Below are 13,385 nucleotides of genomic sequence, written 5' to 3'. Positions count from 1 at the left end.
GTTTGCAAATGGCTCTTATTAATATACATGGCATTAGTAACATCTAAAGAAATTGCACAAGTAATTGGTTTGCAGAAACTTGGTTTCTTGGGAACTTTTATTGGTTGGTTATTATTAAGAGTTCTACGCATCTCTGCACTCAATAGAATTTACAATAAAAATAAAAACAAGTCTGATTTAGATTTTCTAAATGGCGTTTTAGACGATTGTGAAATCAAATTTGAAATTCCTGAAGAAGATTTAAAAAGAATACCAAAAGAAGGGCCTTTTATAACCATCTCTAATCATCCTCTAGGAGGTGTAGATGGTATTTTGTTATTAAAGTTATTATTAGAAAAAAGAGCAGATTATAAAATTATTGCTAATTTTTTATTGCATCGCATTGAGCCACTAAAACCTTATGTGATGCCAGTAAACCCCTTTGAAAACAGAAAAGATGCCAAATCTAGTGTTGCAGGTATTAAAAATGCCTTATTACATCTAAAAGAAGGCAAGCCTTTAGGTATTTTTCCAGCTGGTGAAGTATCTACGTATAAAGATGGTAAATTAAATGTTGATAAACCTTGGGAAGAAGGAGCTGTACGTTTGATTAAAAAAGCTAATGTTCCTATAATTCCAATCTACTTTCATGCAAAAAACAGTAGGCTATTTTATTTATTGTCTAAAGTAAGTGATACGCTAAGAACTGCAAAATTACCATCAGAAGTAATCTCACAAGGCGGAAGAGTAATCAAGGTTAGAATAGGAAAACCAATTTCTGTAAAAGATCAAGCAGAGTTCAAGGAAGTACCTGCTTTTTATGAGTTTATTAGAAAAAAAACTTATATGTTGGCCAATCCTTTTGCAAAAGCACATAAAATAATTTCTACTCAAAATTTAAAAATCCCAAAAAAACCTGCCAAAAAAATTGTATCCCAACGAAGTGTAGATTTATTTGTAAAAGAAGTAGAAGCGCTCAGAAAAGCTAAGGGAAGGCTGTTAGAAAGTAAGAATTATGAAGTCTTTTTTGCAAACCCAAAAGATATACCCAACTTATTACATGAAATTGGTAGGTTAAGAGAAATCACTTTTAGAGATGTTGGTGAAGGCACAAATAAATCGATAGATTTAGATAAATACGATAAGTATTATTACCACATGTTTCTTTGGGATAGAGAAGCAAACTGTTTAGCAGGTGCTTATAGAATGGGGTTAGGTAATGAAATCTATAAAAAATACGGTATCAATGGTTTTTATGTACAAACTCTATTTAGAATAGAGCCTGAACTTCATCAAATGATGGAAAATACTATTGAAATGGGTAGAGCTTTTATTATTGGTGAATATCAACAAAAACCAATGCCATTGTTTTTACTTTGGAAAGGAATTGTACATGTTACCTTGCGTTATCCAGAGCATAAATACTTAATGGGTGGTGTGTCTATTAGCAACCAATTTTCTGACTTTTCTAAATCGTTAATGATTGAGTTTATGAAATCTCATTATTACGATCCATACATTGCACAATATATTTATCCTAAAAAAGAATACAAAGTAAAATTAAAAGATGGTGACAAAGATTTTGTATTTGATGCAACAAAAGCTGACATGCAAAAATTTGATAAAGTTATTGATGAAATTGAACCTGGAGCTTTAAGAATACCCGTTTTAATAAAAAAATATGTCAAACAGAATGCACGTTTGGTTGCGTTTAATGTTGATCCTAAATTTAATAATGCTGTAGACGGATTGATGTATATTAAAGTTGCAGATATTCCAGAAAGTACAGTAAAACCAGTAATGGAAGAATTTCAAGCAGAATTAGAACGTAAAGCAACTGAAGAGTTACAAAATAAATAAAGTATAAATACTGAAAAGTTATTTAAAGTTTACTTCAGCGTTTTATGATTAGCCATTAATCAAAGACTCTAAGACATCTCCAACATAATAAGCTACTAATGCAGCTAAAGTTCCTAAGATTAGTGTTTCTATAATCCCTTTTATAATATTTGATTTTGTAATCATCGCTTTTAAAGCTCCAATAATTATAAAAACAATTCCAGTTAATATTGATGAAATCAAGAACAAATCAATATTTATTTTTTTATACAAATCAATTACATAAATCAGTAAAGGAATAAACCCCATAATTAAAAAAGAAATATAAGTAGACAATCCAATAAAAACGGGAAGTTTTTCCATTTTTGTAGGATTGGTTTTTTTTGCTCTTTCAGAACTTGCAGAAAGATAACCACCAATAGACATGGCAAAACCATCTGCCAATAAATTGGCAAAACCTAAAATTAAAATCACATTACTTTCTAAATTAGCACCAACAGAACCAGCAACTACAGCAAAAGTGGTAATGGTGCCATCTATACCACCATATACAAGTTCACCAAGATATAGGTGAAGTTTAGAGAAAAGAAGACTACGTTTACTATGTGTTTTCAAAATAATGGTTTTAGATGTGAACTTATTTTTTTATTTAAAAAGTCAAGTGGTACTTTTGCATCAATGCAAAATCTAGAACTTTCTTTTTTTAATCAAAATTTTGTTACTGAAAATCAACAAATACAACATCCTGTTTTAAAGAAAAAAGAAGTAAGTCTTTTTATTAAAAGAGAAGATTTAATTCATCCTTTTGTTTCTGGAAACAAATTTAGAAAATTAAAATATAATATTCTAGAAGCTAAGCGTAATAAAAAGAGCGTTTTACTAACATTTGGAGGTGCGTTTTCTAATCACATAGTAGCTACTGCTGTTGCAGCCAATATAAATGGTTTTAAATCTATAGGGATTGTTCGAGGTGAAGAGTTGGGTGTAGACTTAGAAAAAACACTTTTACAAAATAGTACTTTACAAAATGCATCTAAAAACGGAATGCAGTTCGAATTTATATCAAGAGAAAAATTTAGAGAAAAAACGAAAAAAGAATTTATAGATCAACTTAAAGAAAAATATGGCAATTTTTATTTGATACCTGAAGGAGGAACAAATGAATTAGCTGTAAAAGGCTGTGAAGAAATTTTAACAGAAGATGATAGTAAATTCGATTATATTTGTGTTGCAGTGGGAACTGGAGGTACAATTTCTGGATTGATAAATGCATCGAAACCACATCAAGAAGTATTGGGTTTTCCAGCTTTAAAAGGTGATTTTTTAAAGCATGAGATTCTTAAATTTGTGAGCAACCAAAATTGGGATTTACAAACCGAATATCATTTTGGTGGGTATGCAAAATATAATTCAGAATTAATTGGGTTTATCAATGATTTTTCAGCTGAAAATTCTGTTTTGTTAGATCCAATTTATACAGGAAAAATGCTATTTGGTCTTTTAGACTTAATCGAAAAAAATCATTTTAAAAAAGGAACAAAAATTCTGGCAATTCATACAGGTGGGGTACAAGGAATTCAAGGATTTAATCAAAAATTACAAAAAAAGAATCAACAAATTATTAAAAGTTTATGAGATTAAGGATTGTGTTGTATTGCGTTAGTTTGTTCATCTTAGCAAGTTGTGGTGCTAAAAAAAAGACGGTTCAAAATAAGAAAAACTCTGGAATCGTTTTAGTAGAACCAAAGCCGGTAAAGTTGCCTTCTGTTAAAGAAGATAAGCACGTTAAAAAACTGAAGAAATCTAACAAGAATTTCAATAAATATACCTTAAAATATATCGAAGATTATGCTGCACTTGCTGTTAAAGAAATGCATGTGTACAAAATTCCAGCAAGTATAACACTAGCTCAAGGAATTTTAGAATCTGGAAGTGGTAGAGGAGATTTAGCTCGAAAATCTAACAATCATTTTGGGATAAAATGTCATACACAGTGGAAAGGAGAACGTGTGTATCATGATGACGACGAAGACCAAGAGTGTTTTAGAAAATATCAGTATGTAGAAACGTCTTACAACGATCATTCAAAATTCTTAACACAAAGAAGGCGCTATGCATTTTTGTTTAATTACAGAACAAGTGATTATAAGCGTTGGGCAAAAGGATTAAAAAAAGCGGGTTATGCTACCGATAGAAAATATCCTGCTAAATTAATAGGCATTATAGAGCGTTACAAACTACAAGAATTCGACAAAGTAAAAAAGAGAGATTTTAAATTAAAAAAGCATAAAAAAGAAACCAAAAAACATAAGAATAGAACTCCTATTGTTAATTACTATGAGGTTAAAAAAGGGGATACTTTATACGGTATTGCAAGAAAATTTAATACTACTGTTGCTGTCCTAAAAAAGTTAAATGGATTAAAAAGTAATACTATTGCTATTGGTCAGCGTTTGGTAACAAAGTAGTTCTTTTAAGAATTAATGCTTGTAATACTTTTTCTACCCCATTATTGTTGTTACTTTCTGTAGAATAATTGGCAATGTTTTTTACATCTTGATGTGCATTACCCATAGCAAAACTAAAGCTAGCTTCTTGTAACATTTCTAAGTCATTATGGTAATCACCAAAAACTAAGGTTTCTTCTTTAGTAATGTTTAGTTTTTTCTGTACTTCTCTTAAAGCATTGCCTTTGTTTGCTTTATTTTCTGAAATGTCTAACCAGTTTTTACCAGAAATTTTAATAAGCATTTCATCTTTTAAACTTTTTACTGCTGGGTAAATGTGTTTTTCTGAAGAATTGAAATGATACACTGCAATTTTTAGAAAATCTTCATCATTTACAATATCAATTAAATCATCTACAATTTGATAACTATGGTAATACTCTTGAAAAAGATTGATAAAATCTGGATTTTGAGATTCAATAAAAGCCCTATTTTGGCCACACAAAACAATATGAGTGTCTTTAATGTCTCTTAAAAGAGGAATCACTTTTTTTATTTTTTCTGGAGCTAATGCATTTATTTGTAAAAGATCATCTCCTTTTTTTATGAGTCCGCCGTTTTCAGCAATTACATAAATTTCGTCTTTTATCGCAGACAATTTATCAACAATACTATTGTATTGTCTTCCACTGGCAGCTACAAACTGAATGTTGTGTTTTTTTAAGATTTGAAATTGTTCAAAGAACAAGCTACTAACTTCTCCTTGGGTGTTGAGTAACGTTCCATCCATATCAGAAACCACCAACCTAACTTTTTCTAGATTCAAAAGTAATGCGATTTTATAAGATTTTTTTAGTTGAATTTCTTTCAACCAAATCAGTTCTAACAACTATAGTTTCTTGTTTTTTCTTCTCAGTAGATTTGTCTTCTAATCTATCAATTAATATTCCTGCTGCAGTTTCACCCATAATTTCTCCATGTTGACTTACGGTAGTCATTCTTGGACTTGAGTGTCTTGCTAAAATACCATTAGAAAAAGAAATTACAGAAAAATCTTGAGGTATGTTGTGTCCTTGTTTTTGGGCAACTTTCATAGCCGCAATTGCAGAAGATTCATCTGTGGCTAAAACACCATCAATTTTATTGTTCTTTAAAATAGGTTCTAAAATTTTTTCATAGTTTTTGTAGTTGTCATCTATGTTTATGATTAGATTTTTATCAACCTCTATGTTATGATCTTCAAGTCCTTTTAAATACCCTAATTGTCGTCTTCGTCCAATTTCTAAGTTATGTATTGTAGATATAAAAGCAATGTTTTTATGACCTAATTTTACCAAATGGCCAACTGTACTTCTTGCACTATCAAAATTATCGGTTACTACCTTATCACAATCTAAACTATCCGCAACTCTATCAAACATCACAATTGGAGTTCCGTTATCGAGCACATTTTGAAAGTGTTTGTAATCTCCTTTAGAGACAGTTTCTTCTGCTAAAGAAAGAATAAATCCGTCTATACTTCCGTTAGAAAGCATCTCTATAGTTTCTACTTCTTTGCTAAAAGATTCGTTAGAAATACAAGAAATAATTTTGTACCCTCTATCATTAGCTACTTTTTCTATACCATTAAATACTTGAGCAAAAAAATAGTTCAACATATTCGGAATAATAATTCCAATAGTCTTTGTTTGTCTATTTTTTAAACTGAGTGCGTTAAAGTTAGGTTTATAGTTATTTTCTTTAGCGTATTTCTGAATTTTTTCTTTGGTGCTTACACTAATTTCATAGCTGTCATTCAGAGCCTTAGAAACTGTAGAAATAGAAACATTGAATTCTTTAGCAATGTCTTTAATGGTAAGTCTTTTCATAATTTCATTAAAAAATTAAGCCCTAAAATACAAAATTCTCTGAAAAGAAAGTTAAAAACTAATTATTTTACAATTTTATAATATTTCCGATGTTTTAAAATTTCATAACCCATTAAACTATAAAGGATTAAATATTCTACAAAGACAACATATAAATTTTCTTTCCAAGGTAAATTTGAATAAGCCTGATAACTAAGAATAATGACCAGAGTCCAAATTACAGGAAAACGATATTTGGTGAAAACAGCTAAAATTAATGGGGTTGCTAAATACCAAGGATGCACAGTAGTTGCCGTAAAATAATAAAAACACAAGCCAAATAAAAGTGCAGTTATGAGTTGGTTCATACTTTTATTTTTTCTGAAGAACGTAATAAAAAGCAAAAACAATATGGTTAAAACAGGAGTGATTTTACCAATAATGGCAATTTCATTATACCCTCTAAACCAGTAACCTATTTCTCTAAACACATAATAAAAACTGGCATTAAATTCAAAATTCCGAAACCATAGCCCCACAGAATTGGAGTAGTTTTCAATGAGTTCTGATGAATAAAACGGTAAGAATAACAAAATAGTTGTTAAAAAAACAATGGTATAAAAACCAATTAATTTTTTAAAACCAAGAATCCATTTTTGCTCTTTTTTAACAAACCATTGGTAGAATAATGGCAAAAATAATAACGGAATCAATTTTACTGAAATAGAAAAAGCAAAAATCACCGCAGCCCAAATCCATTTTTTTTGAAATAACAAATACAAACTCCAAACCAAGAAAAATAACATGACAGATTCAAAATGTAAATTCCCAGTAAGTTCTATAATAACAAACGGATTTAAAACATACCAAAAAATGTTTCTTACAGGCAGCTGTAGTTTTTCTAAAAGCTTTTTACCAAAATATAAAATTCCGATATCAGCTAAAATGATGATGACTCTTAAGACTATTACAGAACCAAAAATACTTTTGCTGGCAAATAATGCAGCGATAAAAAAGCACAATTGATTTAAAGGTGGGTAATTGGTGTAATGACTTCCATTCATTTCGCCCATTCCATGGTAGAGGTTGTTTGTTTCTGCAATAGGATGTAAACCTTGTTGGATATAGGTTTCAGGGAGCGATAAATACGGATTAATACCTTCTAAAATCATTCTTCCATCCCAAATAAATCGATAAAAATCTTGCGATAAATTAGGAATAGCAAACAAGAAAATTAACCGAAATAGAATGGTTAACCCTATTAATGTAGTAAGGTTAATGGTTTTGCTTTTTATCAAAAAATAAAAACAAACAAATAAAGAACACCATAAAAAAAGTAGTTTGTTAAAGTCTGTTCTTTCTAAGAAATATGCAAAAGTAAAGTAGAGTAGAACACTAATCAGAATTAGAAAAGCATCTTTATATTTTGTTACAAAAGACATTAGGCTTTAGAGAAAATAGACTTAAAAAACACATAGCTAAATCCAATACAAAGCATCAAATGAAAAGGAAATAACCCGTAATCACCTCCTTGATTTCCTACAATAGAAGCACTATACATTCCAAAAGCAAAATAGATAGCTAGTAGGCCCTCTAAAACCACATGAATAGAAGGTTTCTTTTTAATGTACTTGTTGTTTTTCCATCCGTCAGAAAGTGTTTTGATATTAAATTTTGGAGTTCTTACAAACTCACTTTTTTTACCAAAATGACCTTCTAAAACAGCAATGGTATTGTGTAAAGAAAAACCCATTGCTACAGAGAAAAATGTAAAAAATGCACCAATGTATTTCATGAATTTTACAAAACCACCACCATAAATATTTTTATACATGTACCAATAACATATAAAAAAGATAAGTGTACTAATTACAAAGAAACTCATTACAATAAAATACACTTTTAAATGCTCATATTCGTTTTTAATGTATAACATAGGAATACTTAAAACGGCAACTAAGAATATGCAGGTAAACATAGAACTGTTTAGCAAATGCAGTAAACTATGAATTTTAGTTTTAAAAGAAACGTTTTTACTTTGAATAACGCGTCTCATCATTTTTTGAAAATTCTCAGCTCCACCTTTGTTCCATCGAAATTGCTGTGATCTTGCAGCACTAATTACCACAGGCAATTCTGCAGGAGTTTCTACATCTGGCAAATATTTGAATTTCCAATTTTTTAATTGCGCTCTGTAGCTTAAATCTAAGTCTTCTGTAAGTGTGTCTCCTTCCCAGTTTCCAGCATCGTAAATACAAGATTTACGCCAAATCCCTGCTGTTCCGTTAAAGTTGATAAAGTGTCCTTTGCTATTTCTACCTACTTGTTCTAGTGTAAAATGAGCATCTAACGCAAATGCCTGAATTTTTGTTAAAGTAGAATAGTTTCTGTTGATGTGTCCCCATCGTGTTTGGACAACCCCAATATTTTTATCCTTAAAATAAGGAACAGTTTTATGTAACCAATCTGATTTCGGTAAAAAATCAGCATCAAAAATGGCAATAAATTCTCCTTTTGCAATTTCTAAACCTTCTTTTAATGCACCAGCTTTAAAACCTTTTCTGTTGGTTCTTCTAATGTGTTGAATGTCAATACCTTTTTCTTGAATTTTTTGGATGTGTTTTGCAGTTGTCTCAATAGACTCATCAGTAGAATCATCCAAAACCTGAATTTCTAATTTGTCTTTTGGATAGTCTAATTTTGCAATGTTTTTTAATAAGCGCTTCATTACATACAGCTCATTATATACAGGCAATTGTATGGTGACAAACGGAATTTCATCAAGATTAGAAAAATCGAACTTTTCTGAGTTGTCTTCTTTTTTTCTAGCTTTTAAGTAGTTTATAAGTAGGTTCAATTGTGCCAATGCATACATAAAAATAAGTATCAGCGAAATTGAGTAAATAACAATGATGATGTATTCTAAAACCACTACTTAAAACTATATTTAAAAATCCAACCTAAAATCTTAATCCCTGCAAATATAGTTCCTTTTACGGTTCCTGAAACTTTTGAAACTCCAATTCTATTTCTATATTTCATTGGTATTTCTGTGTAGGTTAGTTTTTGTTTTAAGGCCTTTAATTGCATTTCTACAGTCCAACCATAGGTTTTATCTTGCATTTGTAAAGCCAAAAGTTTATTGTATTTAATGGCTCTAAAAGGACCTAAATCTGTAAATTTTGCACCAAAAAACAATTTCATTAAAAAGGTGGCTAGCCAGTTTCCAAACACTTGTTGTGGGGTCATTGCTCCTGACTCTCTTAACTTTTTTACACGTGCGCCAACCACAAAGTCGATATTGTTATTTAGAATAGGATGTACCAATTCTGTAAGTTGTTCAGGATAATCAGAATAATCTCCATCTAAAAAAACAATGATGTTTGGTTTCTTTTCTTGCTGAGCGATATAATCCATCCCTTTTAAACACGCGTAACCATACCCTTTTCTTTCTTCGGTTAAAACTGTTGCACCCGCTTTTTTGGCATTGGTTTCTGTTTGATCTGTAGAATTGTTACTGACTACAATAACTTCATCAACAATTTTAGGAATATCATTTACAACATTTCCAATAGAATCTTGCTCGTTATAAGCAGGTATAATTACTTTAATGATAGGTTTCATTCTCTTAAATCATTAAGACTGTTCTCATTTCTAAACGATGAAAAATCTGTCCATTCTTTAATCTTTTTCCCTTGCTTAAATTTAGAAGCTTTAATCAATTTATTATTACGGTAAATTAAGCAGTAGCCATTTTTTTGATTATTTTTTAATTGACATTTATGGTTTACAAAACCTTTATTGTCATAAAACAACCACCAATTGTATTGTGTTCCTTTTTTAAAATGCCCTTCTTTTTCTTTGCTTGAATTTCGGCGGTAAAAGTACCAATATTTCGTTTCTAAATTGTTTTTAAAATGCCCTTCTTTTTTAATATTTCCATTTTGATAATAGAATTTCCAATACGCTGTTTTATGAGTATTCAGAAGCCAGCCTTCTTCCTTTATTTGTCCGTTAGTGAAATATTCTTTATGGTATTTTTTTTGAGAGAAAACGCTCTTAGAACTACTCATCACCAATAAAAAAAAGAAACACAAGCAAAGATGTAAAAGTCTAAAATTTTTAAACTGAAAATTGATACTAAAAACTGCCAACTTATTTCTTGTTTACCAAACTCATCAAATCAACATCATTACCCAATAAAATTTCAGTTGGATTAATACGTCCTTCTTCAGGTCCATTTTCTAGCTTTAAAACACCTCTTGGGCAAACTGCAGAACAAACTCCACACCCTACACAACTAGATCTTACAATATTTTCTCCTTTTTGGGCATAAGCTCTTACATCTATACCTTGTTCACAATACGTAGAACAGTTACCGCAAGAAATACATTGTCCACCATTGGTAGTAATTCTAAATCTCGATTTAAAACGTTGTACCAGACCTAAATAAGCAGCTAAAGGACAACCAAACCTACACCAAACACGGTTTCCGAAAATAGGATAAAAACCTGTACCAATAACACCCGCAAACCAAGCACCAATTAAAAAGCTGTAGGTGTCTTTTATCCATTGAGATTTGATGCCAATAAACGATTCTGCTCCAGAAAAATAACAATATAAAGTAACTAAGGTCATCACTAAAGAAAAGACCAAAACAGAATGAATTAACCAACGTTCTAATTTCCAAGCGTTCAAACTCTTATTAGAATGTTGTCTGTAAGGATCTCCTAATGTTTCTGCCAATCCTCCACAGCCACAAACCCAAGAACAGTACCATCTTTTTCCAAAGAAATAGACCATAACAGGAACAATAATTAAGGTCAATACAATACCCCAAACTAAAATAAAGATTCCAATTCCACCACTATTACGTAAACTATCTAAGTTCCATTCAAAGAAAAAATCATAATCTAACGGAAACGCATTTTTAAAATCATACCCAGGCATGTTAAGACTAGTCATAATTTCTGGAATTAAAAATGCAAATACAATTTGGAAAAATAACACAGAGGTTGTTCTTACAATTTGATATTTATTATGTCTGTATTTGATGTACATTCTAACACCCATAACCAACATAATTGTACAGTATAAAAACCCATAGACAAACCATTGCGAGGCATCACCACCATTTAAAAAATTACTAATAGGGTCTAAAATATACGTCCAGTTTACCACATAATCTGGCATAAAATACAATACCAAGTAGAAAGTAACCAAGTAAATTAAAACCAACCAAGCTATCCAACCTCTGTTAGTAGCAGATTCTAAATAAATTCCATCATTTTTAATCCCTGGTTTTCCTAGTAAAACCAAGTTAGGAATGATAAATAACAAGGCTCCAATTATTCCCAATCCAAAAGTTAACAACCAAGCCAAACTAGATTTATTTTTGGTAAAACCAGTTCCTGCCTTTTTAGCCAATTCGTAGCTTAAGGTGTGTGGTTTTCCGTAGATTTTATATTGGTACTGTTCGCCTTTTTTATCCCAGTTTTTTTCAGCGTCATATTTGGCGATTAAATTGTCATAGTAAGTATTAGAGGTTTCAAAAGCAGTTCTTACTTTGCTTGAAAATTCAAAAATATTTTGTGGTTCTTTGGTAACTACAGCTTTCTGTAATTGCCCTTTTATAATTTCACTCTTATAGCCTTTTTCTTGAATATAATTGTCTAATTCAGATTTAGTTAAATTGTAAGAACCTGTAAAAATAGTACCTGTAAAAATGGTTAATCCTAATAAAAAGAGTATTAAACCTGTTTGTTTTATAAGTTTCATGGTAGGTTATGCTTTAGCGAATATTCGTTTCCAACTTTTCTTTTTCAATTGAATACTTGTGTTATTTTCTAGATTAAATTTTGCCACAATTTCAGCCTCATGTAATTTGTAAAACTCAGGGTCAAAATTAGCATCCGCTAAATATTCTAAGACGTATTCTACAGATTGATTTTCGGTAAGCCATTTGTCAAAAATTTCATGACGCATTCGAATCCCAAAGGTGTTGATTCCTAGAAATCGATTCGTATTTTTATCATAAGAAATGGTAATGCAAATATTTTCTTTAGGATGTTGCCATTGAAAATAAGTTTCATGTTCTCCTTTACTTTTTTCGCTAAACACCCAACCATAGGTTTGGTATTCGATATCTAAAAACTTTGCAGAATTAAACCAATGCCCGGGTTTGTATTCGGTTTTGTTGCCACAAATGGTTTGCGCAACTGTTTCTCCCATCATTCTGCCTGTGTACCAAACCGCCTCTATATTTCTACGTTGTCCAATAGATTTGTGTTGTTCTGCACAATCTCCTATTGCGTAAACATCAGAAATATTTGTCTCTAAAAAACGATTGACTAACACACCTCTTTTTGTTTCGATATCACTTTGTTTGATAAAATCAATATTTGGTGTTACCCCAGCAGTTAAACCCACAACATCACAAAAGATTTCTTCACCAGTTTCTTCGATAATTATTGATTTTACTTTACCATTTTCATCTGCTTTAATTTCTTTAAGATTGGTGTTTAATCTTAAATCGATATGATGTTCTTTGATATGTTTGTTAATCATTTCAGATTCTTGAGCAGGCAAAACTCCGTTCCAAAAACTAGATTCACGCACTAAAAAAGTTACAGGAATATCCCTGCTTCTCAGCATTTCTGCCAATTCAATTCCAATCAATCCACCACCAACAATTACCGCTCTTTTACAAATATCTTTGTTAGGAGCATATTTTTCTAGTTTTTCTAGATCTTGTTTATGATACATGCCCATAACACCATCTAAATCTTGTCCTGGCCATCCAAATTTATTAGGTTTAGAACCTGTGGCAATAATCAGCTTGTCATAAGAAAGTTGTTCTCCATTTGTAAAATTCAAAACTTTTTTATCGGTATTGATATTGTCTACAAAACCTTCTTTTAAATCGATGTTGTTTTTCTCCCAAAACCAGTTTTCATAAGGTTGTGTATGTTCAAACTTTAGATGCCCCATATATATGTACATGAGTGCAGTTCTAGAAAAAAAATATTTGTTTTCTGCAGAAACAATAGTAAGTTGATGATCAGAATTCTTTCTGATATGTCTTGCAGCGGTAACTCCTGAAATTCCGTTACCAATAATAACAATGTGTTGCATAATTAATTGATTGATGACAATTCTGTCGAAGCTAAAGTTAAGAACTTAACGAGTAATAATAATTTAGAATTAGTTTAAATAATAAAAGTCAAAAATCTTTGTAAGTAGTTTTAAAATGTTCAGACTGATGTGTTAGTAA

General features: G+C 30.6%; 12 protein-coding genes. 3 read left to right on the top strand and 9 right to left on the bottom strand.

The window, feature by feature from the left end:
• The first annotated feature begins 27 nt into the window (after nucleotides 1-27).
• Entirely contained in the window at nucleotides 28-1,839 is a 1,812-nt protein-coding gene (locus FP421_RS07140) for a GNAT family N-acyltransferase (protein WP_159949071.1), read from the top strand.
• 48 nt (nucleotides 1,840-1,887) lie between these two features.
• Here the strand turns inward: FP421_RS07140 and FP421_RS07135 are convergent, their stop codons facing one another.
• Nucleotides 1,888-2,433 (bottom strand): VIT1/CCC1 transporter family protein, encoded by a 546-nt coding sequence (locus FP421_RS07135; RefSeq protein ID WP_159949069.1) that lies wholly within the window; start codon nucleotides 2,431-2,433, stop codon nucleotides 1,888-1,890.
• A gap of 63 nt (nucleotides 2,434-2,496) precedes the next feature.
• Here FP421_RS07135 and FP421_RS07130 point away from each other — a divergent pair, with 63 nt between their 5' ends.
• Together FP421_RS07130 and FP421_RS07125 are read left to right on the top strand one after the other, a co-directional pair.
• Nucleotides 2,497-3,453 (top strand): 1-aminocyclopropane-1-carboxylate deaminase/D-cysteine desulfhydrase, encoded by a 957-nt coding sequence (locus FP421_RS07130; RefSeq protein ID WP_159949067.1) that lies wholly within the window; start codon nucleotides 2,497-2,499, stop codon nucleotides 3,451-3,453.
• A complete protein-coding gene (locus FP421_RS07125) occupies nucleotides 3,450-4,286 on the top strand; it encodes a glucosaminidase domain-containing protein (protein ID WP_159949065.1) in 837 nt (278 codons plus the stop codon). The genes FP421_RS07130 and FP421_RS07125 overlap by 4 nt, the downstream gene beginning before the upstream one ends.
• Here FP421_RS07125 and FP421_RS07120 read toward each other — a convergent pair.
• The 8 genes from FP421_RS07120 to FP421_RS07085 form a co-directional block, all read right to left on the bottom strand.
• Nucleotides 4,258-5,091 (bottom strand): HAD family hydrolase, encoded by an 834-nt coding sequence (locus FP421_RS07120; protein WP_159949063.1) that lies wholly within the window; start codon nucleotides 5,089-5,091, stop codon nucleotides 4,258-4,260. The two genes, FP421_RS07125 and FP421_RS07120, sit on opposite strands and share 29 nt — an antisense overlap.
• Nucleotides 5,092-5,104: 13 nt before the next feature.
• Nucleotides 5,105-6,133: a LacI family DNA-binding transcriptional regulator gene (locus FP421_RS07115; RefSeq protein WP_159949061.1), complete on the bottom strand. Its 1,029-nt coding sequence runs from the start codon at nucleotides 6,131-6,133 to the stop codon at nucleotides 5,105-5,107.
• A gap of 62 nt (nucleotides 6,134-6,195) precedes the next feature.
• Complete coding sequence (locus tag FP421_RS07110) at nucleotides 6,196-7,554, bottom strand: mannosyltransferase (protein ID WP_159949059.1); 1,359 nt, start codon at nucleotides 7,552-7,554, stop codon at nucleotides 6,196-6,198.
• Complete coding sequence (locus tag FP421_RS07105; RefSeq protein WP_159949057.1) at nucleotides 7,554-9,044, bottom strand: cellulose synthase family protein; 1,491 nt, start codon at nucleotides 9,042-9,044, stop codon at nucleotides 7,554-7,556. Before FP421_RS07105 ends, FP421_RS07110 begins: the two co-directional genes overlap by 1 nt.
• Nucleotides 9,044-9,736 carry a glycosyltransferase family 2 protein gene (locus FP421_RS07100; RefSeq protein ID WP_159949055.1) on the bottom strand — a complete coding sequence of 231 codons (693 nt, stop codon included), beginning with the start codon at nucleotides 9,734-9,736 and terminating at the stop codon, nucleotides 9,044-9,046. The genes FP421_RS07105 and FP421_RS07100 overlap by 1 nt, the downstream gene beginning before the upstream one ends.
• Nucleotides 9,733-10,185 carry a toxin-antitoxin system YwqK family antitoxin gene (locus FP421_RS07095; RefSeq protein WP_159949053.1) on the bottom strand — a complete coding sequence of 151 codons (453 nt, stop codon included), beginning with the start codon at nucleotides 10,183-10,185 and terminating at the stop codon, nucleotides 9,733-9,735. The genes FP421_RS07100 and FP421_RS07095 overlap by 4 nt, the downstream gene beginning before the upstream one ends.
• An 82-nt stretch (nucleotides 10,186-10,267) precedes the next feature.
• A complete protein-coding gene (locus FP421_RS07090) occupies nucleotides 10,268-11,890 on the bottom strand; it encodes a 4Fe-4S binding protein (RefSeq protein WP_159949051.1) in 1,623 nt (540 codons plus the stop codon).
• A gap of 6 nt (nucleotides 11,891-11,896) precedes the next feature.
• Nucleotides 11,897-13,246 (bottom strand): NAD(P)/FAD-dependent oxidoreductase, encoded by a 1,350-nt coding sequence (locus FP421_RS07085; RefSeq protein ID WP_159949049.1) that lies wholly within the window; start codon nucleotides 13,244-13,246, stop codon nucleotides 11,897-11,899.
• Between the last annotated feature and the right edge of the window lie 139 nt (nucleotides 13,247-13,385).

This window comes from Polaribacter septentrionalilitoris, from assembly GCF_009832745.1.
GTDB classification, from domain to species: domain Bacteria; phylum Bacteroidota; class Bacteroidia; order Flavobacteriales; family Flavobacteriaceae; genus Polaribacter; species Polaribacter septentrionalilitoris.
This window is presented reverse-complemented; position numbering and strand designations above follow the sequence as displayed.

What these genes read in the sequence shown, in the direction of transcription:
- FP421_RS07100 (WP_159949055.1), bottom strand. Translation starts at nt 9,736, where the DNA reads ATGAAACCTATCATTAAAGTAATTATACCTGCTTATAACGAGCAAGAT.
- FP421_RS07095 (WP_159949053.1), bottom strand. Translation starts at nt 10,185, where the DNA reads ATGAGTAGTTCTAAGAGCGTTTTCTCTCAAAAAAAATACCATAAAGAA.
- FP421_RS07110 (WP_159949059.1), bottom strand. Translation starts at nt 7,554, where the DNA reads ATGTCTTTTGTAACAAAATATAAAGATGCTTTTCTAATTCTGATTAGT.
- FP421_RS07115 (WP_159949061.1), bottom strand. Translation starts at nt 6,133, where the DNA reads ATGAAAAGACTTACCATTAAAGACATTGCTAAAGAATTCAATGTTTCT.
- FP421_RS07085 (WP_159949049.1), bottom strand. Translation starts at nt 13,246, where the DNA reads ATGCAACACATTGTTATTATTGGTAACGGAATTTCAGGAGTTACCGCT.
- FP421_RS07090 (WP_159949051.1), bottom strand. Translation starts at nt 11,890, where the DNA reads ATGAAACTTATAAAACAAACAGGTTTAATACTCTTTTTATTAGGATTA.
- FP421_RS07140 (WP_159949071.1), top strand. Translation starts at nt 28, where the DNA reads ATGGCATTAGTAACATCTAAAGAAATTGCACAAGTAATTGGTTTGCAG.
- FP421_RS07130 (WP_159949067.1), top strand. Translation starts at nt 2,497, where the DNA reads ATGCAAAATCTAGAACTTTCTTTTTTTAATCAAAATTTTGTTACTGAA.
- FP421_RS07125 (WP_159949065.1), top strand. Translation starts at nt 3,450, where the DNA reads ATGAGATTAAGGATTGTGTTGTATTGCGTTAGTTTGTTCATCTTAGCA.